General features: G+C 58.0%; 28 protein-coding genes. 12 read left to right on the top strand and 16 right to left on the bottom strand.

All coding sequences use genetic code 11. The features are described 5' to 3' along the window. Positions 1–12 precede the first annotated feature (12 nt). Entirely contained in the window at positions 13–657 is a 645-nt protein-coding gene (locus tag D8V06_RS17895; protein WP_130907874.1) for a TIGR02646 family protein, read from the bottom strand. After that, complete coding sequence (locus D8V06_RS17890; protein ID WP_130907875.1) at positions 650–2,017, bottom strand: AAA family ATPase; 1,368 nt, start codon at positions 2,015–2,017, stop codon at positions 650–652. Before D8V06_RS17890 ends, D8V06_RS17895 begins: the two co-directional genes overlap by 8 nt. Positions 2,018–2,537: 520 nt before the next feature. On the opposite strand from D8V06_RS17890, the gene D8V06_RS17885 reads away from it, so the two are divergent. Beyond that, positions 2,538–2,900, top strand: coding sequence for a DUF6124 family protein (locus D8V06_RS17885; protein WP_130907876.1), 363 nt, complete (start codon positions 2,538–2,540; stop codon positions 2,898–2,900). 91 nt (positions 2,901–2,991) lie between these two features. On the opposite strand, the gene ampC is transcribed toward D8V06_RS17885, so the two are convergent. The 3 genes from ampC to D8V06_RS17870 all read right to left on the bottom strand — a co-directional run bounded on the left by ampC (position 2,992) and on the right by D8V06_RS17870 (position 6,954). Continuing rightward, positions 2,992–4,131: a class C beta-lactamase gene (ampC, locus tag D8V06_RS17880; RefSeq protein WP_130931441.1), complete on the bottom strand. Its 1,140-nt coding sequence runs from the start codon at positions 4,129–4,131 to the stop codon at positions 2,992–2,994. A 120-nt stretch (positions 4,132–4,251) separates the two neighbouring features. Beyond that, positions 4,252–5,595 (bottom strand): glucarate dehydratase, encoded by a 1,344-nt coding sequence (gene gudD, locus D8V06_RS17875; RefSeq protein WP_056854761.1) that lies wholly within the window; start codon positions 5,593–5,595, stop codon positions 4,252–4,254. A gap of 12 nt (positions 5,596–5,607) precedes the next feature. Beyond that, positions 5,608–6,954: an MFS transporter gene (locus D8V06_RS17870; RefSeq protein ID WP_130907878.1), complete on the bottom strand. Its 1,347-nt coding sequence runs from the start codon at positions 6,952–6,954 to the stop codon at positions 5,608–5,610. 278 nt (positions 6,955–7,232) lie between these two features. Between D8V06_RS17870 and D8V06_RS17865 the strand changes: the two genes are divergently transcribed. Continuing rightward, positions 7,233–7,943: a FadR/GntR family transcriptional regulator gene (locus tag D8V06_RS17865; RefSeq protein WP_130907879.1), complete on the top strand. Its 711-nt coding sequence runs from the start codon at positions 7,233–7,235 to the stop codon at positions 7,941–7,943. Positions 7,944–8,063: 120 nt separating this feature from the next. Here D8V06_RS17865 and D8V06_RS17860 read toward each other — a convergent pair whose 3' ends face one another. Beyond that, complete coding sequence (locus tag D8V06_RS17860) at positions 8,064–8,963, bottom strand: DMT family transporter (protein WP_130907880.1); 900 nt, start codon at positions 8,961–8,963, stop codon at positions 8,064–8,066. Positions 8,964–9,058: 95 nt separating this feature from the next. Here D8V06_RS17860 and D8V06_RS17855 point away from each other — a divergent pair, with 95 nt between their 5' ends. Next, positions 9,059–9,922 carry a LysR substrate-binding domain-containing protein gene (locus D8V06_RS17855; RefSeq protein WP_056854757.1) on the top strand — a complete coding sequence of 288 codons (864 nt, stop codon included), beginning with the start codon at positions 9,059–9,061 and terminating at the stop codon, positions 9,920–9,922. 15 nt (positions 9,923–9,937) lie between these two features. Here D8V06_RS17855 and yegQ read toward each other — a convergent pair whose 3' ends face one another. Next, positions 9,938–11,257 carry a tRNA 5-hydroxyuridine modification protein YegQ gene (yegQ, locus tag D8V06_RS17850; protein WP_130904235.1) on the bottom strand — a complete coding sequence of 440 codons (1,320 nt, stop codon included), beginning with the start codon at positions 11,255–11,257 and terminating at the stop codon, positions 9,938–9,940. 162 nt (positions 11,258–11,419) lie between these two features. On the opposite strand from yegQ, the gene D8V06_RS17845 reads away from it, so the two are divergent. Beyond that, positions 11,420–12,481: an AI-2E family transporter gene (locus tag D8V06_RS17845; protein WP_056854755.1), complete on the top strand. Its 1,062-nt coding sequence runs from the start codon at positions 11,420–11,422 to the stop codon at positions 12,479–12,481. Here the strand turns inward: D8V06_RS17845 and D8V06_RS17840 are convergent. The 3 genes from D8V06_RS17840 to D8V06_RS17830 all read right to left on the bottom strand — a co-directional run bounded on the left by D8V06_RS17840 (position 12,478) and on the right by D8V06_RS17830 (position 13,696). Beyond that, positions 12,478–12,669 (bottom strand): hypothetical protein, encoded by a 192-nt coding sequence (locus D8V06_RS17840; RefSeq protein WP_056854899.1) that lies wholly within the window; start codon positions 12,667–12,669, stop codon positions 12,478–12,480. The genes D8V06_RS17845 and D8V06_RS17840 overlap by 4 nt on opposite strands. Before the next feature lie 116 nt (positions 12,670–12,785). Beyond that, complete coding sequence (locus D8V06_RS17835) at positions 12,786–12,980, bottom strand: hypothetical protein (RefSeq protein ID WP_034149937.1); 195 nt, start codon at positions 12,978–12,980, stop codon at positions 12,786–12,788. 344 nt (positions 12,981–13,324) lie between these two features. After that, positions 13,325–13,696: a hypothetical protein gene (locus D8V06_RS17830; RefSeq protein ID WP_056854754.1), complete on the bottom strand. Its 372-nt coding sequence runs from the start codon at positions 13,694–13,696 to the stop codon at positions 13,325–13,327. Positions 13,697–13,939: 243 nt separating this feature from the next. Between D8V06_RS17830 and D8V06_RS17825 the strand changes: the two genes are divergently transcribed. Next, the gene (locus D8V06_RS17825) at positions 13,940–14,758 is read left to right on the top strand and encodes a shikimate 5-dehydrogenase (protein ID WP_130931440.1); all 819 of its coding nucleotides are present in this window, start codon (positions 13,940–13,942) and stop codon (positions 14,756–14,758) included. A gap of 143 nt (positions 14,759–14,901) precedes the next feature. Here the strand turns inward: D8V06_RS17825 and D8V06_RS17820 are convergent, their stop codons facing one another. Further along, a complete protein-coding gene (locus D8V06_RS17820) occupies positions 14,902–15,549 on the bottom strand; it encodes a DUF480 domain-containing protein (protein WP_130904237.1) in 648 nt (215 codons plus the stop codon). A gap of 126 nt (positions 15,550–15,675) precedes the next feature. Between D8V06_RS17820 and D8V06_RS17815 the strand changes: the two genes are divergently transcribed. Next, entirely contained in the window at positions 15,676–16,185 is a 510-nt protein-coding gene (locus D8V06_RS17815; RefSeq protein ID WP_056854751.1) for a DUF1993 domain-containing protein, read from the top strand. Between the two features lie 87 nt (positions 16,186–16,272). Here D8V06_RS17815 and sstT read toward each other — a convergent pair whose 3' ends face one another. Beyond that, positions 16,273–17,505: a serine/threonine transporter SstT gene (sstT, locus tag D8V06_RS17810; RefSeq protein WP_130931439.1), complete on the bottom strand. Its 1,233-nt coding sequence runs from the start codon at positions 17,503–17,505 to the stop codon at positions 16,273–16,275. A gap of 390 nt (positions 17,506–17,895) precedes the next feature. Here sstT and D8V06_RS17805 point away from each other — a divergent pair, with 390 nt between their 5' ends. Beyond that, positions 17,896–19,056 carry an MFS transporter gene (locus D8V06_RS17805; RefSeq protein WP_130931438.1) on the top strand — a complete coding sequence of 387 codons (1,161 nt, stop codon included), beginning with the start codon at positions 17,896–17,898 and terminating at the stop codon, positions 19,054–19,056. Here the strand turns inward: D8V06_RS17805 and nhaR are convergent. Next, complete coding sequence (gene nhaR, locus D8V06_RS17800; RefSeq protein WP_130904239.1) at positions 19,043–19,942, bottom strand: transcriptional activator NhaR; 900 nt, start codon at positions 19,940–19,942, stop codon at positions 19,043–19,045. The genes D8V06_RS17805 and nhaR overlap by 14 nt on opposite strands. A 136-nt stretch (positions 19,943–20,078) precedes the next feature. Here nhaR and D8V06_RS17795 point away from each other — a divergent pair, with 136 nt between their 5' ends. After that, entirely contained in the window at positions 20,079–20,318 is a 240-nt protein-coding gene (locus D8V06_RS17795; protein ID WP_056854747.1) for a hypothetical protein, read from the top strand. A 29-nt stretch (positions 20,319–20,347) separates the two neighbouring features. Beyond that, positions 20,348–21,097: a TerC family protein gene (locus D8V06_RS17790; RefSeq protein ID WP_056854746.1), complete on the top strand. Its 750-nt coding sequence runs from the start codon at positions 20,348–20,350 to the stop codon at positions 21,095–21,097. Positions 21,098–21,165: 68 nt separating this feature from the next. Here D8V06_RS17790 and D8V06_RS17785 read toward each other — a convergent pair whose 3' ends face one another. Then, positions 21,166–21,333, bottom strand: a complete 168-nt coding sequence (locus D8V06_RS17785; RefSeq protein WP_177336586.1) for a hypothetical protein — start codon at positions 21,331–21,333, stop codon at positions 21,166–21,168. Between the two features lie 167 nt (positions 21,334–21,500). On the opposite strand from D8V06_RS17785, the gene D8V06_RS17780 reads away from it, so the two are divergent. The 3 genes from D8V06_RS17780 to D8V06_RS17770 all read left to right on the top strand — a co-directional run bounded on the left by D8V06_RS17780 (position 21,501) and on the right by D8V06_RS17770 (position 22,759). After that, complete coding sequence (locus D8V06_RS17780; RefSeq protein WP_056854745.1) at positions 21,501–22,229, top strand: peptidase C39 family protein; 729 nt, start codon at positions 21,501–21,503, stop codon at positions 22,227–22,229. Positions 22,230–22,319: 90 nt separating this feature from the next. Next, positions 22,320–22,532, top strand: a complete 213-nt coding sequence (locus D8V06_RS17775; protein ID WP_056854744.1) for a DUF6021 family protein — start codon at positions 22,320–22,322, stop codon at positions 22,530–22,532. Positions 22,533–22,543: 11 nt separating this feature from the next. Continuing rightward, positions 22,544–22,759 carry a hypothetical protein gene (locus D8V06_RS17770; RefSeq protein ID WP_130931437.1) on the top strand — a complete coding sequence of 72 codons (216 nt, stop codon included), beginning with the start codon at positions 22,544–22,546 and terminating at the stop codon, positions 22,757–22,759. A gap of 48 nt (positions 22,760–22,807) precedes the next feature. Here the strand turns inward: D8V06_RS17770 and pbpG are convergent, their stop codons facing one another. Further along, a complete protein-coding gene (gene pbpG, locus D8V06_RS17765; protein ID WP_056854742.1) occupies positions 22,808–23,746 on the bottom strand; it encodes a D-alanyl-D-alanine endopeptidase in 939 nt (312 codons plus the stop codon). Positions 23,747–23,984: 238 nt separating this feature from the next. Then, positions 23,985–24,712, bottom strand: a 728-nt coding sequence (folD, locus tag D8V06_RS17760) for a bifunctional methylenetetrahydrofolate dehydrogenase/methenyltetrahydrofolate cyclohydrolase FolD (protein WP_130931436.1), incomplete at its 5' end; no start/stop codon positions are given.

The following is a 24,712-nucleotide window of genomic DNA, read 5'->3' as shown; positions in this document are numbered from 1 at the left end:
GGTTGTTTCATGCTACTGCTCTGCGCGCTGAGTCAGGAAGTGATGGATTACATTGACGAGGACGGGGGCAAACGGCTGGAGCAGGTGCGATTCATTCGGCGCTCTCAGGTCATCCATGAGTAACATCAACAATTCATCGTCCTCAAACTGCAAGTCTCCGGGCGAAGTGCCTTGGCTGTATATCAGTGACTCGACCACTTGTTTGCGTGCACTGATAAGGCCTCGGTTACTTTCCTCGGAATGACCCAGGTTTAATGCCTCGATAGATTCTTTCGCCCGATCAGTCTTGCCTGTTACCAGTCCGGATAAATAAAACTGCAGCTCGGTTTCGCATTCGGCCATCAACGGTGTAAGGGGCAACTGCCTTGTTTTTCGACCATGACCACATTGTCGCGGACGCTGGCAACTAGCGACGATGTTGAAAAAATCCAGCGTTTTATGGGGGGCACGATCCTGGGCTTCAAGGTGCTCGTTATGGGCGTTATCCACGGTGATCGGCTGACAGCAATACGCACACAAACCGAACTGTTCAGATATACACGCCGTTCGAATCGAACGACTCTCCACCGCAGGCAAATCTCGATAACGCAACGTCCTGTTTGAGCTTTTAAAGCGGGTCAGCAATGATGGCTCCATGCCCTTGTCGATCTTACGCACGGCGCAACTCCAATTTGCGAATCAACAGTGCCGCCTTCGCCAGTTCCAGATGCCCCTCTGGCAGCTCATTTGAAAGCGCGGCGAAAAGGCCTTTAGCGTTCTCCAGATCACCGTCCTGCAAATGTTTGAGCAACTGATTCAGGCGTTTTTGCACTTCGCTGTTGCGCACATCGGTGTCCATGACTTCCAGCAACACCTGGTTGGCGTCCAGCCCATACAAGCCGTTGTGTTCCCGCAGTTCCCCGTCATCGAGCACGTAACACAACACACCTTTTGCATCGCTGATGACCAGCGGCGAGTGCGTGGTCAGGACGAACTGGCAATTGGGGAAAGTCTCGCTCAACTGCCGAATCAGACTGCGTTGCCATTTAGGGTGCAGGTGCAAATCGACTTCGTCGATCAGGACAATGCCGTCACCCTCCAACGGGTTGTCCAGAGACTGGTTCATCATCGCCAAGCGACGCGCGATGTCGCCGACCAGCGCCATCATCGACTTCTCGCCCTGAGAGAGCTGAGAGACATTGAGCGTGACGCCGTCCTTGTCGATGGCCATGTGCAGACGCGGTTTGCGCTGCACCCTCAAATTGCTGAAGCCAGGCATGAATGCGGCAATAGCAGAGCGAACGGCGGTCAACTGACGATCCCGGGAAGAAGCCTTCAATTGGGACAGGGTTTTCCAGATGTCGCTGTCGTTGCCGAATTTTTTCGAAATTTCGGCCAATGCCGTATCGGAGACGCCGGTCTCGTTTTCGCTGTCTTCGCGTTCGCGGAACCACTCGAAGAAACGGCGGAAATCGACACCGCGATTCAATGCGTTGTCGTAGCCGTCGAGTTGGTCGAAGGTGTGTTTAGTGCGGATTTTAAGCGGGATTTCGAGGACGGAGCGTTCTACCGGGTAGTAGGCGATCAGGGGGAGTGAGGCTTTGTCGTCGGCGGTTAGACGGTTGCGATAGTGATCCGCCAATTGGGTAGCTTGTTCCAATGAGCTATGGACTGCGCTCTTTCGACCTTTTCTGCCCCGAGCAGTGGTCCAAACGAACAAAACATCTTCAGGACTTTCTTCCGAATGATCTGAGCGAGTCTGTAAGCGGTCTACTATGGCAATTGCAACAACCGCGACAGAGGTCCCATTTTGAATATCTTCATTTGTAAGGTAACTGCCGTTGCCTTTTTCAGTACGAATTCTGGCAACCAGCCAGCTCAGTGAAGTGGCCAATGACTTTAAAAGAGTGGTTTTCCCTGCGCCGTTATTACCCACCAAAACGGTGATGTTTGAGTTGTGCTTGGCCGTGGGTGCTAAATGAACGTCCAATTCTGTGAAACGCCCGACGTTCGTGATCTTGAAACCGTTGATTTCCATTACAACGCCCTTTGGCGGTCAGTCGGAGTGAAAAATTGCGCGCGCATTATGTCATTCCCGGTCGTGGATTGATCCGATGCCACTTACAGACTGGAGCGATCCATTAAATACAGCGGTTTGAGCTGCATCACAACGGCCATTAGTAAAAAGGTATTTGTAACAGCATGCTCAAGAAATGACCGTAGGCAACGCCTTGCATTTGCTTCGGAGATTTCCTGCAAGACGCGGCGGCGTTGGTGAACTGGTGCTCTGGGGAGTGCACCGATAACCTTTCTCTGCCGCTGCAAAATCAGTGGTCGGATGTGGAAGTCCGGTGGTTCAAGTCATCTACCAATGCCCTAAAGCGCGTGGTGACATTTTTTATGTCAACATTGCCGCGTTTTGGTGGCTGTGCGCGGGAGCACTTTCGAGTGCGCCGGGTTTTGGTGGTTGGCCTGGTCTTCCACACCCGCGTACAGCTGCCACCCTCATGTGGAAGTGAGATTGGTAGTTCTCAACAATCGCCCAAGGAACTTCACTCATGAAAAAAGTTACTCCCAACCCCCCTGAGTCACCGACTGACTCTGACCCTCTTGATTCCCCACCACTTTCCGACATCACCGAGCCCGCCATCAGCGCTCGCCTGCGTAACCCAAGTCACGCCGACCCCGTCAGCCACATCTTCACCATTCGCCCTAATATCGATTCGGTCACTTTGCTTTGCCATGCCTGCGAGACCCTCGCGTCGCTGAACGTGCTGGCCACGGACCTGGCTTGCAATCTGGAAAGCTCGAACCGCAATGTAGCGCTGTCGATTCAGCAATTGGCCGTGGTGGGTGAGTTGTTGGTGAACCGTGCACTGGACAATATTGATCCACCTGGCAACTCACAGACGCAGGTTTAAACCCCCAACAAAAAGATCGCAGCCTTCGCCAGCCTCTAAAGGATTCGTTTTAGGGGCTGGCGAAGGCTGCGATCTTTTATTTTTTGTTCTATCAGCGACTCAGAGCGCTCAACACCTGATGCGCAATCTCTACCCGCTCTGCAATCGGATAGTTCTTGTTGGCCAGAATGACAATGCCGATGTCTTTCGACGGCACGAACGCAACGTAAGCGCCGAAGCCACCGGTCGATCCGGTTTTGTTGATCAGCAAGTCCTGAGTCGGCGATTGCGGCGGGGACAGCCACTGAGCTTCATGCGCCTGCATGGCCATCGGCGTCGAGTTCCCGGCCAGCAAACGATCCAGCGATACCGGGTAGTGATACAGCTCCCACCCCAGCCCCTGGGTCATGTCGCCAACGCTGTAGTAACCGGTGTGCGTCAGGGCAATGGCTTGCTGTAACGGCCTTTCCAGCGTTGCCGGGTGCATGTTCGCTTCGACAAAGCGGAGCAGGTCCGCCGCACTGGTTTTCACGCCATAGGCCTCGGAGTCGAGCGCCCCCGGGGTGACGCGCACAGGCTCGCCTTGCTTGTTGTAGCCCTGGGCATACAACCCCATTTGCTTCTGCGGCACCTTGAGGAAGGTGTGCTTGAGGCCGAGTTTCGGCAGCAGGGTGTTTTCCATCAGTTGGTCGAATGGCTGGCCCATGCTGTGTGCGGCCAGGTAGCCGAACAAGCCGATGCTGGGGTTGGAATACAGTCGGTGGCTGCCGGGGGCGTAGGCCGGTGTCCACTGTTGGTAATAGCCGAGCATTTTTTCGGCCGAATCGAATTGCGCAGGAAATTGCAGTGGCAGGCCTCCGGCGCTGTAGGTGCCCAGTTGCAGCATGCTGATGTTGTCGAGCGCGCTGCCACGCAGGGCGGGAAGCACCTGGCCGGCCTTGTCGGAAAACGACAGCTTGCCGAGAGCCTGGGCGTAGGCGGCGAGGGTGGCGGTGTAGGTCTTGCTGACCGAGCCGATCTCGAACAGGGTGTTTTCGGTGACCGGTTTGGCGGTTTCCTTCGATGCCACGCCGTAGTTGAAGAAGTGCTGCTTGCCGTTGGCGGTGACGGCCACGGCCATGCCGGCAATGCCTTGGGTTTGCATGAGCGGATTTACAGCGGCGTTTACCACCGATTCGATGGGGTCCTGTGCGACACACTGGCCTGCGGTCAGCAGCCCCAGGCAAACCACGAGTGTTTTCAAGCGATCCATGTTGATGTTGTCCGTTGTTGATTCAGGTGTGCGCCATTCTAGGGGGGAAGACCCCGTTCATTAAACCCGGGCTGCCAACAGCAGCTCGGGTTTACTGCCAATGAGCGCGCTACCGTCGACTCAACGCACCAGGCACGGCCGCTTGTTGTCGAACGTCCATCCCGGAATCAAAAACTGCATCGCCACGCTGTCATCCCGCGCGCCCAGCCCCATGCCTTTGTACAGTTCATGGGCCTTGGCCACTTGGTCCATGTCCAGTTCGACACCCAGCCCCGGTTTCTTCGGCACTTGCACGCAACCGTCGACAATCTGCAACGGCGCCTTGGTCAGGCGCTGGCCGTCCTGCCAGATCCAGTGGGTGTCGATGGCGGTGATCTCACCCGGTGCGGCGGCCGCGACGTGGGTGAACATCGCCAGGGAGATGTCGAAGTGGTTGTTGGAGTGCGAACCCCAGGTCAAGCCCCATTCGTGGCACATCTGGGCGACGCGGACTGAACCCTGCATGGTCCAGAAATGCGGATCGGCCAGCGGAATGTCGACCGATTGCAGCTGGATCGCATGACCCATTTCCCGCCAGTCGGTGGCGATCATGTTGGTCGCGGTTTTCAGCCCCGTGGCGCGGCGGAATTCGGCCATGACTTCGCGGCCCGAGTAACCGTTTTCCGCCCCGCACGGGTCTTCGGCGTAGGCCAGAACGTCGTGCTGATCACGGCACAACCGGATCGCTTCCTTCAAGGACCAGGCGCCATTCGGATCGAGGGTGATACGTGCATCGGGAAAACGCTCAGCCAGTGCAGTGACGGCTTCGATCTCGGCGTCGCCACTGAGCACGCCGCCCTTGAGCTTGAAGTCCTTGAAGCCATATTTGGCATGGGCCGCTTCAGCCAGGCGCACCACCGCGTCGGCGCTCATGGCTTTCTCGTGACGCACGCGGAACCAGTCGTTGTCGGCCTCTGGTTCACTGCGGTAGGCGAGGTCGGTTTCATTGCGATCACCGACGTAAAACAGATAACCGAGCATCTTCACTTCATCACGCTGCTGGCCTTCACCGAGCAGCGCGGCGACTGGCACATCGAGGTGCTGGCCGAGCAAGTCGAGCAGCGCGGCTTCGAGGCCGGTAACGGCGTGAATGGTGATGCGCAGGTCGAACGTCTGCAAGCCGCGACCACCGGCATCGCGGTCGGCGAAGGTTTGGCGCACTTGATTGAGTATTTTCTGATAGGTGCCGATCGGGCTGCCGACCACCAGGCTGCGGGCGTCTTCAAGGGTCTGGCGAATGCGCTCGCCGCCCGGCACTTCACCGACACCGGTGTGGCCGGCGTTGTCCTTGAGGATGACAATGTTGCGGGTGAAAAACGGGCCGTGGGCGCCGCTCAGGTTGAGCAGCATGCCGTCATGTCCGGCCACGGGAACGATCTGCATGCTGGTGATGATCGGTGCTTTGGCAGTGTTTTGCTCGCTCATTTTCTTATCCTTTCAAGCGTGACGTGGTGCGGCTTCAGCCGATGCGGTGGCGGGCGCGGATTTGGGTTTGTTGCGTGCAGCGAAGACGATGATTGCGGCGATGATCGAGGTGGCGGCCAGGCCGTACAGCCCGCCCTGGATCGAACCGGTGCGCTCTTCGAGCAGGCCAAAAGTGGTTGGCGCGACGAAGCCGCCGAGATTGCCCACCGAGTTGATCAGCGCGATGACGCCCGCAGCGATGCGCGCATCCAGATAGGCCTGGGGAATCGGCCAGAACAGCGACGACGCCGATTTGAAACCCAGCGCGGCAAAGCAGATCGCCACGAACGCGAAGATCGGCCCGCCGGTGGTGGACATGAACATGCCCGCGGCGGCGATCAGCAACGCGGTCGCGACCCAGGCTTGCTGGTGCTTCCATTTGGCCGACAACGAAGCGAAGGCGTACATGCCGATGATCGACAGCAACCATGGAATCGAATTGAACATCCCGACCTGGAAGTCACTGAGGTCGCCCATTTTCTTGATGATGCTCGGCAGCCAGAAGGTCGCGGCATAGATGGTCAGCTGGATGAAGAAATAAATCACACAGAACAGGATGATCTGCCGGTCCTTGAGCAGTTTGCCCAGCGACGGCTTGACCGGCGTCGCGGCTTCGCGGGCCAGTTGTTCATCGTCGATGGCTTTCACCAGCGCGTCCTGTTCGTCGCGGGTCAGCCATTTGGCGTCGTGGGGTTTGGAGTCCAGCCAGAACCAGACAAAGGCGCACAAACCCACCGAGAACATGCCTTCGATGAAGTACATCCATTGCCAGCCATGCATGCCCAGGCCACTGATTTGCAGGAGCAATCCGGACAACGGGCCGGAGATCAGCGAGGCAATCGCCGAGCCGCTGAGGAAAATCGCAATTGCCTTTCCGCGTTCCACGCCGGGCAACCAACGGGTGAAGTAGTAGATCACCCCGGGAAAGAATCCGGCTTCGGCCACGCCCAACAGAAATCGCAGTATGTAGAAGTGGGTTTCGTTCTGGATGAACGCCATGCCCGCGGCGACCAGGCCCCAGGTCAACATGATGCGGGTCAGCCAGATTCGTGCGCCGACTTTTTGCAGAAGGATATTGGACGGCACTTCGAACAGCGCGTAGCCGATGAAGAACAGCCCGGCCCCAAGCCCGTAGGCGGCAGCGCCGATGCCCAGGTCGTGTTCCATGTGGGCGCGGACAAAGCCGATGTTCACTCGGTCAATGTAATTGACGATGAACATGATGACGAACAGCGGCAAAACGTGGCGTTTGACTTTGGAGATGGCGGACTTCAGCACGGAATTGGCTTCGTCGTTCATCCCGGAGATGGATGTATTCACTGTGTTTTCTCCCACTCGTTATTTTTATGCGGGGTGTGACGGTGTTGCGTTGTTGATAGACATCATACAACTACATTTTTTTGCCTTGCAACCCGTTTTGCCCAATAAAATGGCTGCAAGTTGGATATTTGATGAAGGATTCGATGTCAGGTTAGGCGTAATTTTGTTGGTGGATTCAGGATTTGTTGAGTGTTGTCATACAAGTTGGTGCGATTTTTCTGACGATTCCCGCAACGCTCGGTGCTACGATTCGATAGCCATGTCATTCGGACGCGCCCATGCAAGAAAATCTCGATGCGCCTGCCCGCAAGCGCAGCCACAACCTGGCCCACGACCTGGTGGCCAAGCTGACCCAGAGCATCCTGCTCGGGCAAATGCTGCCCGGTGACAAGCTGCCGTCGGAGAACTCGATCGTTCAGGAGCATGGTGTCAGTCGTACGGTGGTGCGCGAGGCGATCTCGAAGTTGCAGGCTTCAGGGTTGGTGGAAACCCGTCACGGCATCGGCACGTTTGTACTGGAGCGGGCGCCGGAGCAGGGGTTGCGGCTGAACGTGGATACCGCGCTGGGAGTGCGCAGCATCCTCGAGTTGCGCATGGGCCTGGAAACCCAGGCAGCTGCGCTGGCGGCGACGCGTCGAACCGATCAGCAACTGACGCAGATGCGCGAAGCGCTCGACGATTACCAGAACCTGCTGGCCAACAATGACAGTTGCGTCGAGGCCGACCGACGCTTTCATCTACTGATTGCCGAAGCCACCGGCAACGTGTGTTTCAGTGAAATCATGCAGCACCTGGGCAGCGCGATGATCCCGCGAACCCGGGTCAACGCAGCCGAGCGTGGCGCCGTGGACTTGAGCAAACTTGGACAGTTGGCCAATCTTGAGCACGAGGCGATTCTCAACGCCATCAAGCGCCAGGACCCGGATGCGGCACGGGCGGCAATGTGGTTGCATTTGACCAACAGCCGGGACCGGTTTTCACCCAGTTGATGGTTGCTGATATTGCGTTATCGCCGTTCGCGGGCACGCCTCGCTCCTACGGTATCGAATTGATCCGTAGGAGCGAGGCTTGCCCGCGAAGAGGCCCAATTTTTCAACCTGTCTTCATGATCAGGCGCTCGCCGCCCGAGGCATTGGGCGCCGCTCCAGGTTCAACGCCAACACACTGATCAACACCACCACCGCACCCACTCCAACCATCAGCGTCGGCCTTTCACCGAGGGCAAAAGAAGCGATCAACATCGCCATCGGCGGCACCAGATACAGGGTCATCGTTGCCCGGCTCAGATCCACGTGCGCCAGCACGTAGGCCCATGCCAGATACGCCAGCGCACTCGGAAAAACCCCCAGGGCAAACACCGCGAACTGTACCCGCAGCGGCGCATTCATCACCTGATCCGCCAGCCCCGGCAGGAACACCAACAGCAGCGCAGTACCGGACCAGACCGTGTAGCAAACCAGCGTCAGGCCGTCGTAACGCCCGGTGTGATGCTTTTGCATCGCGAAGTAGACACTCCACGACAATGCCGAGAGCAGAATCAACAAGCCATGGGCGTCGATGCTGCCGAAGCCGTGATCACCTGCCACGACAATCATCACACCGACCAATCCGAGGACGACGCACCCCCAGCGCCAGACGCTAACCCGATCCTTAAATACGAAGCGCGCCAGCAAGGTGCTGAACAGCGGCGTCGTCTGTGCCAGCACACTCGATGCGCCGGCGCTGACGCCCTGTTGGCCGAAATTGATCGCCACGTGATGCAGGCTCACCGCAAACAAACCCAGCCCGAACAGCAGTGGCAGATCTCGGAGTCTCGGCAGATGAATGCCGCGCAACAGCGCGACCGCGGCCATGAACACTGAAGCGATCAGAAAGCGCAGCAACGCCAGATGCACAGGGTCGTAGGCCAGCAATCCGATGTGGATGCCGCTCGGGGAGTATCCCCAGCAGGCGACAACGAACAGCATGGTCAGGATGATTTTCAGGGGGGAGGGGGTCAGAGGATTCATGGTCGGGCACCGGTGGAATATGCGCCGAGTATCGGAATCCTTATCGTTCATCACAACTGACTTATACTGCGCTATCTATTCACTTTGGGTGATGTATGGAGCTGGCGCAGATTCGCATGTTCAAGACCGTGGCCGAGGTTGGCAGTATTGCCCGTGCCGCCGAGCTGTTGCATTGCGTGCCGTCGAATATCACGGCGCGCATCAAGTCGCTGGAAGCGGAGTTGGGTGTGGCGCTGTTTTTGCGTGAAGGGCGTGGTTTGCGGATCAGCCCGTCTGGCCAGACCTTTCTGGCCTACGCCTCGAGGATTCTGGCCCTGACCGCTGAAGCCAAGCGTGCGGTGGACCCGATGGCTGAGCCGTCCGGGCCATTGCGCATTGGCGCCATCGAGTCTTCCGCTACCGGACGCTTGCCGCGCTTGCTGGCCAAGTTTCACAAGCGCTATCCAGCGGTAGCATTGGAATTGACCACGGGCAGTTGGGGGCAGTTGCTCGATGACACGTTGAGCCATCGACTTGACGGCGCAATCGTCGCGGTGGATGTCGAGCGCTCGCATCTCAAGCGTACGCCAATGTACCGCGAAGACCTGTTGCTGATCGCCTCGACGTCGCTTGGGCCGGTGCACGACATGGCGGATCTGCAGGACAAGACCGTGTTCATGTGGCCTCAAGGTTGTCCGTACCGAGCGGCGCTGGAGCATTGGTTGTTGCGCCAGGGCATGGCGTTGCCGATTGTCAGTCTGGCCAGTTACGGCGCAATCGTCGGCTGTGTGAGTGCCGGGGCAGGCGTGGCATTGGTGCCCAAGGGCGTGTTCGATCAATACGCCAAGGGCGCGGGTTGCGTGGGCTATGAGTTTGCTGAACTGACGGCCATTGAAAACCTGTTTTATTGGCATGAAAACGCCGGGGTGCACCCGGCGCGTGAGGCGTTTGTGGCGATGTTGCGCGAAGAGTTCGCCTGACGCTCTATAGGAGGGTTACGACAAATCCCGCATCAGCAGCCCGAAATTCAGATCCACCGCATCCGGAATCGGCAAATACACCGTGTGTCCGTCGCCCGGTGCCACTTTGATGGGCTCGCCTTGCATGTTCTGCAGCTGGTGCAGATCGAAGTGGAAGTTGCCCTTGGGCGTCATCAGTTCCATGTGATCGCCCAAGGCAAAACGGTTTTTCACCTTTACTTGCGCCAAACGCCCCTGACGTTCGCCTGTCAGTTCGCCGACGAACTGTTGTCGCTCTGATACCGAACTGCCGTTCTGGTAGTTCTGGTATTCGTCGTGCACATGGCGCCGCAGGAAGCCCTCGGTGTAACCGCGCTGGGCGAGGGATTCCAGATCTGCCATCAGGCTGCGGTCGAACGTCCGGCCAGCCACCGCATCGTCGATTGCCCGGCGGTAAACCTGAGTGGTGCGTGCGCAATAGAAATGCGATTTGGTCCGGCCTTCGATTTTCAGTGAGTGCACCCCCATCCGCGTCAGGCGCTCGACATGCTGCACCGCGCGCAGATCCTTGGCGTTCATGATGTAGGTGCCGTGTTCATCCTCGAAGGCCGGCATCTGTTCGGCCGGACGGTTGGCTTCCTGTAACAGGAACACCTGGTCGGTGGGCGCGCCGATGCCCAGGGTCGGTTCCGGCTCGAACGTCTGGACGATCTCTCCCAGCAGGTTCTCGGTGGCCGGTTGCGCAGCGTATTTCCAGCGGCAAGCGTTGGTGCAGCTGCCTTGGTTGGCGTCGCGTTTGTTCATGTAGCCCGACAGCAGGCAGCGCCCGGAATAGGCCATACACAACGCACCATGCACAAATACCTCCAGCTCCATGGCCGGAACCTGTTGGCGAATTTCCTCGATTTCTTCCAGCGACAACTCCCGCGACAGGATGATCCGGCTCAAGCCCTGTTGCTGCCAGAACTCGACACTGGCCCAATTCACGGTGTTGGCCTGCACTGAAAGGTGAATCGGCATCTGCGGATAGTGTCGGCGCACCAGCATGATCAGGCCGGGATCGGACATGATCAGCGCGTCGGGCGCCATGGCGATGATGGGCGCCAGGTCCTTGAGGAAGGTCTTTAGCTTGGCGTTGTGCGGCGCGATGTTGACCACTACATAGAAACGTTTGCCCAGCGCCTGCGCCTCGCGAATGCCGAGGGCCAGATGGGCATGATCGAATTCGTTGTTGCGCACCCGCAGACTGTAGCGCGGCTGACCGGCATACACCGCATCGGCGCCGTAGGCGAACGCATAACGCATGTTTTTCAGGGTGCCGGCGGGGGCGAGCAGTTCCGGAGCAATGAGGTTCATGGTGAGTCGATCGCAAAAGCCGAGCAGGGTAAACGCTTTGCTCCGAGGGTTTATTGATCTGGATCTATGCTTTATTCACAAACGGATGGCACTCGTGCGAGCCGTGGCGGCCTAAGGAACAGGACGTACTTTCGCGTTCAGGCAGACTGGCATGGATCGGACATGAACGAAGAAACACTTAAAGACAGGTCGTTGACGATTCTGCTGGCACTGGTAAGCGTTGCTTTCATCTGGATATTGTTGCCGTTTTACGGTGCCGTATTCTGGGCGGTGATCCTCGGGATTCTGTTCGCCCCTCTACAGCGAAGGCTGCAATTGAAATTCGGCTGGCAGCGCAACCTCACCTCCATGCTCACCTTGAGCATCTGTTTGTTGATCGCGATCCTGCCGGTGATTGTCCTGAGCATCTTTCTGGTGCAGGAAGGAACAGCGGTCTACCAGAAGATCGAGAGTGGTGAACTGGACATAGCCGGCTACGTGACGCAGTTCAAGCACAGCCTGCCGGCCTACTTCCAGCATTTGCTCGACCGTTTCGGAATGGGCGAACTGAATGGGCTGCGGGAGAAAATCATCAAGAGCGCCATGTCCGGCAATGAATTCGTTGCTACTCAGGTGTTCAGTTTTGGTCAGGGGACGTTCGAGTTCATCGTCAGCTTTTTCATCATGCTGTACCTGCTGTTTTTCTTCTTGCGTGACGGTGCCGAACTTGCGCGCAAGGTGCGCATGGCCGTACCGCTGGAGGAAACCCAGAAGCGCCGTTTGCAACTCAAGTTCAACCGCGTGGTGCGGGCGACCGTGAAGGGCAATCTGGTGGTGGCGATCACGCAGGGCGCGTTGGGCGGTTTGATCTTCTGGTTTCTGGATATTCCCAGTGTCTTGATCTGGGCAGTGCTGATGGCGTTTCTGTCGCTGTTGCCGGCTGTGGGGGCCGGGATTGTCTGGGCGCCGGTGGCAGCGTTTTTCCTGTTTACCGGGGCGATCTGGCAAGGCGTGACATTGGCCTTGTTCGGTGTGTTCGTGATCGGCCTGGTCGATAATGTGCTGCGACCGATCCTGGTGGGCAAGGACACGAAGATGCCCGATTACATGATCCTGATTTCCACCTTGGGTGGCCTGGCGATCTTCGGTCTCAATGGCTTTGTCATCGGGCCGTTGATTGCCGCACTGTTCATGTCGAGCTGGGCGATTTTCATCGAGACCAAGCCGCGGGTTCAGTTGCCTTAGGCGTTGAGCTTGCCTTGCTGGCCAGCACTGATTTGCTGCGACAGCGCCTGGGCATCGGGCAGTGAGGTGAGCGGGCCGCTGATTTGTTCGCCATCCTGGACGAGATACCAGCAGGCAAGCATGCCCAGCGCTCTGAGCGGTGCAGGGACGGCGCTGCCGATAACGGACATGATCTGAACTTGAGACATCATAAGTAACCTCCATCAATCAATGGGGCTACCTTACGTGGCGCAGGTTTTTACGAACAATCACCGTTTTCGATAGTGGTCATTGATGCGAGTGAGGGCAATTGACCCGCTGTCGCTCAATCGACGACCTGGTCGAGCATGTGCACCACTTCCTGCTCATTGAGCAGGCCTTTGCGCACCAGGTTTTGCGTCAGCAGCGAAAGGAACTTGGCGCTGCGATGACCTTCCAGGTGCTTGAGTTCGGTCAGCGCGTTGTACACCTTGCTTGAAGTGCACAGGCCGACAATGCGGTGCGGATTTTGCGTTGGCATGAGGTCGTCCTTGTTGTTATCAACCTGTTCTTGACGGACAGGTCCGAGCTTGCAGACCTGACATGACATAAATATGACCGTTGGCTGCCGCGCGGCAGAAACAGTGTCGCGACACTGTTGCCCATTTATGCCCAACTCGCTGTCCCGAGAGCGACCTCGGCGAGATTTATTCAGACCAGCCTGATGATAAGTCAGAAGGTGAAAGCGTTGTTCAGGACGAAACAACGGGCCAAAAAAGCCCCGCTATCACAGCGCAATATTGCTCACTCAAAGACGAGCTCCCTCGCCACAGGATGCTTTAAGTGAACAGCATCTAGCCGTCACTGCGGGGCTTGATGAACCAGTCAGTAGTGACCGTAACGGGGGCGATAGTAACCGCGGGGTGGGCCGTAATAGCCACGGGGTGGTCCGTAATAGACTGGCGCCGGACGGTAGTAGATCGGCTGTTGCACGTACACTGGAGCCGGTTGGTAGTAGACCGGAGGCGGTGGCGGTGCGTAATAGACCGGGGCCGGCTGGGCATAGACCGGTTGCGGCGCGACGTACACCGGTCGGTTACTGTTGATGATGGCCGAGCCAACGATGGCCGTGCCCACGATCGCGCCAAATACCGCCGGGCCTTCCCAACCGCCGCCGCCACCGCCATGCGCCTCTGCCTGCCCGGCGATAGTCAGAGCGCCGATCAGCAAGGCCACTGTGGGGATTGTACGGATCATGATAGTTCCTCGCTTCTTCGCCCCAGCGCTTGTGTCTGCAATAGACTCAAGGTTTGTCGCGGGGATACTTCTAAGACAGCGTTTTTTTGAAAATCAGCACAGCCGCAGGGTAAATTTTGTGTAAGGTCTGTACCGGTTTTCTGACGGTTGCAGGTGCCGCCGACAGGTACGCGATTATCATTGATCAGAACACTTGGGCTGGCTAATCCCGTCCATCTGAAAGTGCGTTAGAAGGAGATCTTCATGCAGATGAACCCCAATCGAGACACTCAGTTGTGCATGTCACTTTCCGGGCGCCCCGGCAACTTTGGCCTGCGATTTCACAATCATCTGTATGAACAGTTGGGGTTGAATTTCTATTACAAGGCGTTCAGCAGTCAGGATCTGCCGGGTGCCGTGGGCGGTATTCGTGCGCTGGGCATTCGCGGGTGTGGCGTGTCCATGCCGTTCAAGGAAGCCTGTATTGCCTTGGTCGATGAAATGGACGCTTCCGCCGCCGCCATTCAATCGATCAACACCATCGTTAACACCGACGGCCATCTCAAGGCCTACAACACTGATTACATCGCCGTGGCCCAACTGCTGCAAACCCACGAAGTGTCCAAGGACACTACGTTTGCGCTGCGCGGCAGCGGTGGCATGGCCAAGGCTGTTGCCAGTGCCCTGCGTGACGGTGGTTACAAAAATGGCTTGATCGTGGCCCGTAACGAACGCGCCGGCCGCGCTTTGGCCCAATCCCTGGGTTATGAATGGCAAGCGGACCTGGGTACCCGTCGTCCGCAGATGCTGGTCAACGTAACCCCGGTGGGCATGGATGGCGGGGCAGAAGCCGGTAAATTGGCCTTCGACGTCGAAGTCATCAAGGCTGCGGATATCGTCTTCGATGTGGTGGCGATACCGTCGGAAACCCCGCTGATCGTGCGGGCGCGTGCCGAGGGCAAGAAGGTCATTACCGGGCTGGAAGTGATTGCAATCCAGGCCTTGGAGCAGTTTGTGCTGTACACCGGCGTTCGCCCGACAGAGGAACAGTTTCAGAAAGCGGTGGCGTTTGCGCGGGGTTGATAAACCCTGTTCTCTTGTTGTTTGAACCGGCCACATCGTCAGCAGGCTAGCTGTGATCCCACAATGGAATGCATTTCAATGTGGGAGCCAGCCTGCTGGCGATGACGGCGCTAAATCCAACACCAAGGTGACCAGCCGATCGGTTATTCCAGCCGCGCCAGCCGCTCTTCCAGCGCCGCAATCCGCGCCTCCAGCTCCTCTATCCGCTCAACCGAAACACCGCTGCCGGCGCCGCGTTCCGACGGGTTCTGCCGCGCCGCGAGAATCGCCTCGATATCCGCCGGATCGCCCAGCGCATGGGTATAACGGTCTTCGCGCTGCCCCGCCTGTCGCGGAATCAGCACCGCCAGCCCTCGCGCAATCAAGCGCTCGAGCTGATGCACCACCTGTTCGGCATCTTCAAACTCATGCATGCGACCACTGCGGGTCAGCAGTTCGTTGACTGTCTGCGGTCCGCGCAAAAACATCAGCCCGGTCAGAATCACCTGAGGCGGCACCAACTCCAACGCCTTGTCGACTTTGTGTTCCCAGCGATCTGCGCGGCTGCCCATCACCAGTTTGGTGAAACCGCGTCCTTCAAGTGCACGCAGGCTCTGCCCAACCTGGCCGGGAGTGAGGTTCATCACCGGTTCGCGACTGGTTTTCTGGTTGCAGGCAATCACCAGGGCATTGAGGGTAAGCGGATAGGTTTCCGGGCTGGTGGCCTGTTTCTCGATCAACGAACCCAGAATGCGGATTTCCGTGCCGTTCAGGCGTGGTTCGTCAAAGGTCTGTTCTTGTTCAGTGCTCATCGCGCTTTTCCCTGTGCCATCGAAGCAGCCTAGCCTAATCCTTGCAGGATAAAAGACAAGCCGCAGGACGGTCGCGCATGGCTATAATCGGCCCCACGTTTCCTCCTGTCATCACGCGAGACTGCCATGACCATTTCCCTGTACGACGCCTCCGTTCCTGTTTTCCAGCAAATGCTCAACGCCCTGAGCGATGTACTGAAAAAAGCCGAGGCCCACGCCACCGCCAAGAACATCGACCCGAACGCCTTCCTGCAAGCCCGCCTGTACCCGGACATGTTCCCGCTGGTGCGCCAGGTGCAAATCGCCGTCGATTTCGCCAAGGGCGTTTCTTCGCGTCTGGCCGAGGTTGAAGTGCCGAAGTACGACGACACCGAAACCACTTTCGCCGAGCTGCAAGCGCTGATCGCCAAGGTTCTGGCCTACATCGGCGAGTTCACGCCTGAGCAGATCAATGGCAAGGAAGGCATCGAGATCGTCACCCGTCCTGGCACGCCGAAAGAAAAGCGTTTTTCTGGCCAGGCTTACCTGCTGACCTACGGCCTGCCGCAGTTCTTCTTCCACGTCACCACCACTTATGCACTGTTGCGCCACAACGGTGTGGAAGTGGGCAAGCGCGATTACATGGGCGCGTTCTAAACCGTCCAGATGTAAAAAAGCCCCCGGAGCCTTTGGCTGCGGGGGCTTTTTCATGGGCAAGCGATCTGCCGTGGGAGTGGCGATGTACTACGCCAGCCGTTCGGCTTTCTGCTCTTCACCCAGGCAGGCCGCCGCCGTGAACAGCACATCAGAGGAAGAATTCAGAGCGGTTTCCGCCGAATCCTGCAACACACCAATAATGAAACCAACGGCTACCACCTGCATGGCGATTTCGCTTGGAATGCCGAACAGGCTGCACGCCAGTGGAATCAGCAACAGCGAACCACCCGCCACACCCGAAGCGCCGCAGGCGCAGATTGCCGCGACGACGCTGAGCAGGATCGCAGTCGGGATATCCACGGCGATCCCCAGTGTGTGCACGGCCGCCAACGTCAGCACGGTGATAGTGATCGCAGCACCGGCCATGTTGATGGTCGCACCCAAAGGGATCGACACCGAGTAGGTGTCTTCGTGCAGGCCCAGACGCTTGCTCAACTCCAGGTTGACCGGAATGTTCGCTGCCGAACTGCGGGTGAAGAATGCGGTGATGCCGCTCTCGCGCAAGCAGGTCAGTACCAGCGGATACGGGTTGCGGCGCAGTTTCCAGAACACGATGAGCGGGTTCATCACCAGCGCCACGAACAACATGCAACCCAGCAGCACGGCCAGCAGTTGCGCATAGCCGATCAAGGCACCAAAACCCGACGTCGCCAGGGTCGAAGCCACCAGGCCGAAAATCCCCAGCGGCGCGAAGCTGATGACCAGTCGCACGATAACCGTCACGCCGTTGGACAGGTCGCCCAGCACTTCACGCGTCGTGTCGCCCGCATGGCGGATGGCGATACCCATGCCGATGGCCCAGGCCAGGATGCCGATGAAGTTGGCATTCATCAGCGCACTGATCGGGTTATCCACCACACTCAACAGCAGGCTTTGCAGCACTTCGCCAATGCCGCCCGGCGCTGTCACTGCTACGTCCTGCGTCGACAGCACAAGGCTGGACGGGAACATCATGCTGGCAATCACCGCGACCACTGCAGCGGCGAACGTCCCCAGTAGATACAGGAACAGAATCGGTCGGATATGGGTTTCCTGGCCGTGCTTGTGGTTGGCGATGGACGCCATCACCAGTATGAACACCAGAATCGGTGCGACGGCTTTCAGTGCCGAGACAAAAACTTTGCCAATGAACGCCGTGGATTTCGCCGCGTCGGGGGCAAGCAGCGCCAGGGTAATACCGGCGATCAGGCCGATCACGATCTGCGTGACCAGGCTCAAGCGTTTAATGCGGTGTAATAGAGAAGGGGATGAAGCAGTCATAAAACAGCATCTCTGATTTTTATTAATGCATGGTTTCGCAGGTTTGCGGCAACAAACAGGGCAGGCCGCAGGCAGGAAACCGAGAAGGAAACACAGGGCAAATGCCAGCGTTGATTCCTGTGGCGAGGGAGCAAGCTCCCTCGCCATGGGTGTCTCGACTAACCGACCGGACATTCACCACAGGGTGTACATTTTTCAGGGCGCGGACTTTATCACAGCGTAGGTGCGATCCTTCAGACCTGTGACGAACTGCCACCCCGGCATTCAACGCGAATTGCAGGTTCGTGCAACCGCATCCGCAAGCACTCTGTTAAGATTCGCCATCCTCATTTTCATATTGCCAGTGAGCCTTCGGGCTATCGCTGGTGTTCTCGTTTTCTGGAGTTTTGCATGCTGTTGCCCATCCTTCTGTTGTCTGCCGCCGGGTTCACGGTGCTGACCACGGAGTTCGTCATCGTCGGCCTGTTGCCGGCCATCGCCCGTGATCTAGACGTCAGCATCCCGCAAGCGGGTCTGCTGGTGACGCTGTTCGCTTTCACTGTTGCTGCCTTCGGCCCATTTCTGACGGCGTACTTCGCGCGCTTCGAGCGGCGCAAGCTGTTTATTTCGGTGTTGATCATGTTTGGTCTGGCCAACACTCTGGCGGCACTGGCGCCGAATATCTGGGTCATGGCGTTCGCGCGGCTGATCCCGGCGCTGGGGTTGCCGGTGTTCTGGGCCCTGGCCAGTGAAACAGCGGTCGATATTGTCGGGCCGGACTACGCGGGGCGGGCCATTGCCAAGATCGGCTTCGGTATTGTCTGCGCCACGGTGTTCGGCATACCCGTGGGCACACTGATTTCCGATGCCTTCGGCTGGCGCAGTGCTTTCGCGATCCTGGCTGTCATCGCGTTTGCCAAAGCGTTGTTGCTGTTTATCTATTTGCCAAAAACCAGCCTGCATCAACATCAGGTGAGTTTCCTTTCGCAGTTCAAGATCCTGCGCAGCCCGTTGATGATCGGTCACGTGTTGTTGTCGGTGATTGTGTTCAGCGGCATGTTCACTGCTTATACCTATCTGGCGGACATCCTCGAGCGCCTGGCCGGCTTCAACGGCACCGTGGTTGGCTGGTGCCTGATGGGTTTCGGCGCGGTCGGGTTGATCGGCAATTCGCTGGGTGGTCGCGCGGTAGACCGTCATCCGCTGATGGCGTCGATGATGTTTTGCGCATTCATGATCGCCGGGCTGGTGGCGCTGGTGCCGAACATTCATTCGCCCGTGGGGCTGGCGGCGGCGATGGGCATCTGGGGCGTGACGCAGGCGGCGATGTTCCTGGTCAGCCATGTGCGTTTGATGAAGGCGGCACCGCAGGCGCCGGCGTTCGCTGCTTCGCTGAACATTGCCGGGGCCAACCTCGGTATTGGCCTGGGCGCCATGATCGGCGGCCGGGTGATCGACAGTGTAGGCCTGCAAGGCCTTGGTTTTGCCGCGGCGGCTTTTATCCTGGCATCGATCCTGTTGGCCATCGCCCTGATGACCTTCAAGCCCCGGGAAGTGGTCACAGCGCCGTAAACAACTCGCGTCGGGCACCTTCGGTAATGGCGACAATGCCGGGGTGCTTGACCTTGCGTTCCACCGAAATGGCGTAGAACGACTCGCTCACCGCGTCGGTCTGGCCAATCACTTCCACGCCGCACTGGCGTTTCACTTCATCGGCGATCACGCTCGGGCCGATGAAAATCCCGCTGCCGGATTGACCAAAGGCCTGCATCAACGCGCTGTCGTCGAACTCGCCGACAATTTGCGGCTGAATTTGCTGTTCGGCGAACCAGCGTTGCAAACGGCTGCGGACCACGGTTTCCGGTCCCGGAATCAGCAAAGGCGCGCCATGCAGGCTGCGGGGGAAATCCTGGCCATATTGTGCCGCGAGCTCAGGGGTGGCAAAAAAACTGATCCCGCATTCACCGAGTTTCTGGCTGTAGCCCTTGATATCCAGGTGCGACGGCATCGGGCTGTCGGATATCACCAGGTCCAGGCGCTGGATCGCGAGATCGGCAAGCAGGCGCTCCAGTTTGTCCTCGCGACAGGTAATGCGTAGCGGTTCACTCAATTCCATGGTTGGCGCAATCAGCCGATAGACGATGGATTTGGGCACTACATCGGCGACGCCGACCCGGAACAGAATCTGCTGTTCATTGGGCTGCGCACGCAGCATCAGCTCCAGCTCACCACCCAACTGAAACATTTGCTCGGCGTAGGGCAGGGTCTGCCGCCCGGCTTCGGTGAGTTCCAGTTGCCTTCCGACCCGGCGAAACAGTTCGATCCCGTACGTTTGTTCGAGCAGGGAAATTTGCCCGCTGATGGTCTGTGGCGTCAGGTTCAGTTGTTCGCAGGCGCGAACGATGCTGCCGGTCTTGGCCACGACCCAGAAGTAATGTAATTGCCGATAGTTGAGCATGTCGTTTTCATAGTTCGCAAAAACCGAAGTATAGCCGGTAAAAAAACGAATTTTCCTGAAGTATTCATCTCCCTAGAATGCCTCGCTATCAACGGGCCATCGTTTCGGTCCCGTTCGTTCTATCGAGGGAAGCATCATGAAATTCAAAGCTACGGCGTTGTTGATCTCATCTTTACTGGTGTTGGCCGGTTGCGACCAGGCGGAAAAAAGCGCTCAGCAATTGATGGGCAAGGCGGCGGAAAGCGCCAAGCAGGCCATAGACGATACCCACAAAGCCGCCGAACAGGCGCTCAGTGACGCCACTGGCGGACTGATCAGCAAAAAAGAATCAGAAAAAGAATCGGAAAAAACCGAATCTTCTTCCCAGGAAATCTAAACCGTCTTACAGCGAGCCAGGACTGACCCATGGAATACCTTTTACAACTAGCCGCCAGCCCCACTGCCTGGGTTGCCCTGGCCACCCTGGTGGTGATGGAAATCGTGCTCGGCATCGATAACCTGATCTTCATTTCGATCCTGACCAACAAACTGCCCGAGCAGCATCGGCAGAAAGCGCGGCGCATCGGTATCGGCATGGCGCTGATCCTGCGCTTGGGCTTGCTCAGCACCATCGCATTCATTGTCCAGTTGACCGCGCCGGTCATTGAAATTCTCGGCCATGCGTTCTCCTGGAAAGACATGATCCTGATTGCTGGTGGCTTGTTCCTGCTGTGGAAGGCAACCACCGAGATCCATCACAGCATGGACCCGGCGCCGGAAGATCCGAAGTCGGCAACCTCGACCGTGACCCTGGGCTTTGCCGCGGCCATTGGTCAGATTCTGATGCTGGACATGGTGTTCTCTATCGACAGCATCATTACCGCCGTCGGCATGACCGAGCATTTGCCGATCATGATCATTGCGGTCGTGGTGTCGGTACTGGTGATGTTGCTGGCGGCTGATCCACTGGCCAAGTTCATCAACGACAACCCGACTGTGGTCATGCTGGCCCTGGGCTTCCTGATCATGATCGGCATGACGCTGATCGCCGAAGGTTTCGGCGCCCATGTACCGAAAGGCTACGTTTATGCCGCCATGGCATTCTCGGCTGCTATCGAAGTGCTGAACATGATGTCTCGCCGGGCGAGACAGAAGCGTGTAGCTGCTGAAGCTTAATCTTCGCTAAATGAACGGCCGCCTGAACTCAAGAGAGTCCAGGCGGCCTTTTTTTTATCCGGTAGGCGTCAGTGCGCGGTGACGTGGTGTGCGGCTGGTTCTTCGGCTTTCGGCGCGGGTGCTGAATGAGCTGAAGGATGGTGCCGGCGGGTAACGCGCAGAACGCCCCATAACATGGCGGCGGCTACGGCCAACCAGCCGCTGATCAACATCACGATTGTCATAATCAGGCTCATCGATGCCTCCTCTTTGCCCTGCAGCGGGCGGACACGCTATGCAAGTGACAGTCTAGTCGCTGTCGTGTTTCAGGCTATTGACCGAAGGTCGACAGCCATCAACCAGTTCGCTCTATGCAAACCAGCCAACTACCGGTTAAGGCTATACCGATGCTCCGTGGCGTCCTATGATCGACGGCCAAGCCGGGAAGCGGATTGCCTGGCGTCTGAACAAGAGAGTGATGATGGTGCGGGTAATTTCTCGAATGCTTTCAGTGGCGGTCATCGTGGGTTGTGTCGCCGGTCTGGCGGGCTGCGCGGGGAGCGTGGCGCCACAAATCAAGCGTCTGCCGGAACGGGTGGAGCTCAGTGGCCGCTTCTACAAGGGCGTGGCCAATCAAAGCGGGCCGCAGGTGCTGGCGAGCATGTTGTCCCAGCAAGGCATCGTGATCACTCCGGGCCTGCTGGATAAACCGCTGCGTTTGCCGGGCGCCGAGGCCCAATTGCAACAGAACATGCAAAACCTCGCCCGCGAGTACGGAATGATGGTCTATCCGCTGGACAGCGACTTGCCCGCCTTGCTGACTCAGGTGGCGGCCGGGTATCCGGTCATGGTGCGGTTTACCGAAGGTTCGGCGCTTTGGTCCGAGCCGCGTTATGCCATTCTCACGGGGTACAACCGGCAGAAGCAGACTGTATTACTGCGAGCCGGGATGGATCAGCGGCTGCTGATGAGCTTCGGTTCGTTCGAATCGGCATTCAAGGATGCGGGTGGCTGGGCGGTGTTGATTCAGGCGCCAACGCAGATTCCCGCCGACGTCGACCAGCAGCGCTGGCTGAAGGCGGCAAACGATCTCGCCCAGGCCGGCCAGGAGCAGGCGGCGGCAAAAGCCAAAAAAGCCTTGGGCGCCCATTAAGCCCGTTCGTCATCTGCCGGGCACCCCTGCGCAGCGGTATCCTCTGACTATCAAGGCCCGTACTTTTCGGGCCGCGATCAGGAGGCGCTCATGGCACATTCCAATACTCCCGCTGGCCCGCATTCGTCTGAGCATTCGTCCGGCGATGAGCTGGGCTTCGACCCCGATTCTCCTGACCTCGCCGACCCTCAGGTCGATCCCATCGGACCGGCCAAGGCGCCTAAAGACGTGAAGCCGGGCGATGACCCTAAGGCTCCCGCAAAGCCCTACGATCCACTCGGTGACCTGAAACCTCAGGTCTGACGGAGGTGTGTATGTCCACTGATTCGAGTTTCAACGATAAACGCCCGGAAACCGTTCCCACTACACCGCAAGAGGACATCGATCCCGTACTGGATCCGGATAGCCCGATGCGCGATCCGCTGGCTCGGCCGACGGTGGCTCCAGGCGAGCATCCGCAGGGCTGGCGAGACCCAAGCAAAGGCGACGGCATTCCGGATGACGACCAGATGCCGCTGCCCAACGATTGAAGAAAAAAGCCCCGAATATTCGGGGCTTTTGCTTGCGGTTGTCAGTATTTACTTTGAAGCTTCGACGACACCGCTCTGACGTTGCTTCAGGTTTTTATCCGCTTTGTATTGCAGGGCAACCGAAGGCACGTCCGCGCTTTTTCCACTCTCAACCCAATTACGCATGCGCGTGGCATCGGCAAAGTGGGTGTATTTGCCATAGGCGTCGAGTATGACCAGGGCCACCGGGCGGTTGCTCATCCGCGTTACGAGCACCAGACAGTGGCCTGCTGCGTTGGTGAAACCGGTCTTTGTCAGCTGGATGTCCCAGTCCGGCTTGCGGACCAAATGGTCGGTATTGCGAAAGCCCAGGCTGTAGACGGGTTTGCGGAACGTAACGGTTTTTTCCTTGGTCGTGCTCAACTCGGTCAGCAGCGGATACTTGTGCGCGGCGATCAGCAGTTTGCTCAAATCACGTGCGGTCGAAACGTTGCGCGGGGAGAGACCTGTTGGCTCGACGAAATGGGTATTGGTCATGCCCAGGGCCCGGGCTTTGGCATTCATCGCCGCAATAAACGCGGCGTAACCACCCGGATAATGGTGGGCGAGGCTCGCGGCGGCGCGGTTTTCCGATGACATCAGGGCAATCAGCAGCATTTCCCGGCGTGGCAACTCGCTCTTGAGTTTTACCCGGGAATACACACCCTTCATTTCTGGCGTGTCGCTGATGTTGATGTTGATGTACTCGTCCATGTTCTGCCGGGCTTCCACCACGACCAGGCCGGTCATCAATTTGCTGACGGAAGCGATGGGCACGACAACGTCGGGGTTGCTGGCGTAGATGACTTTGTTGGTCTGGATATCCAGCAGTAAAGAGCTGCCGGAAGCGAGTTTGAGTTGCGAGGTGGATCGAGGCGCTGCAGTGGTTTCGCCAGCGCTGGCGATTGGCGTGATGAAAGTCCCTGTAACTGCAAAAAATAGGCTCAGGATGGAAAGACGGATTTTCACGCTGGCAGACTCATAAAGTGTTGATATGCCGTGTTGTAACGGGCTATTTCTCGAAAAGCGCGACATTCTGGAGTATGGCTGAATAACTGTCGATGGTTGTTCAAGTACCAGGTGAAAGTCCCGGAAAACATGAAAAAAAAGTTATTTTCCGGCGGATGGTCGAAGCTGCTGCGCAGGCAAAAAAGAACCCCGCCATGGGCGGGGTTCCTTGTGTTGCCGGTCATCTATGCAGCGAGGCTTAGCTGTGCAGGGTTTCGGCTGCGTACAGGGTGTTTTCCAGCAGGCAGGCGCGGGTCATCGGACCGACGCCGCCGGGTACCGGAGTGATCCAGCCGGCGCGGGGCAGGGCGGTTTCGTAGATCACGTCGCCAACCAGCTTGCCGTCTTCCTGGCGGTTGATGCCGACGTCGATCACGATCGCGCCTTCCTTGATCCACTCACCCTTGACCAGGCCGGGCTTGCCAGCGGCAACGACGACGAGATCGGCGCGACCGACGTGGCCAGCCAGATCCTTGGTGAATCGGTGGGTGACGGTCACGGTGCAACCGGCCAGCAGCAACTCCATCGCCATCGGGCGGCCAACAATGTTGGATGCACCGACGACCACGGCATTCATTCCGTACAGATCGGCACCGGTGCTTTCCAGCAGGGTCATGATGCCTTTTGGCGTGCACGGGCGCAGCAGTGGAATGCGCTGGGCAAGGCGGCCGACGTTGTAGGGATGGAAGCCGTCGACGTCTTTGTCCGGACGAATGCGCTCCAGCAGTTTGGACGCGTCCAGGTGTTCAGGCAGAGGAAGCTGCAACAGGACGCCATCAATGGCGGGATCGTCATTCAGGCGATCGATCAGATCGGCCAGCGCTTCTTGAGTGGTTTCGGAAGGCAGGTCGTAAGCCTGGGAAAGGAAGCCGACCTCTTCACAGTCTTTACGCTTGTGCGAGACATAAACCTGAGAGGCAGGATCGC

Source organism: Pseudomonas sp. Sample_24 (genome assembly GCF_004307605.1).
In the GTDB taxonomy this organism is placed as follows: domain Bacteria; phylum Pseudomonadota; class Gammaproteobacteria; order Pseudomonadales; family Pseudomonadaceae; genus Aquipseudomonas.
Note: the sequence above shows the minus strand (reverse complement) of the source record. Positions and strands in the feature narration are given on the sequence as shown.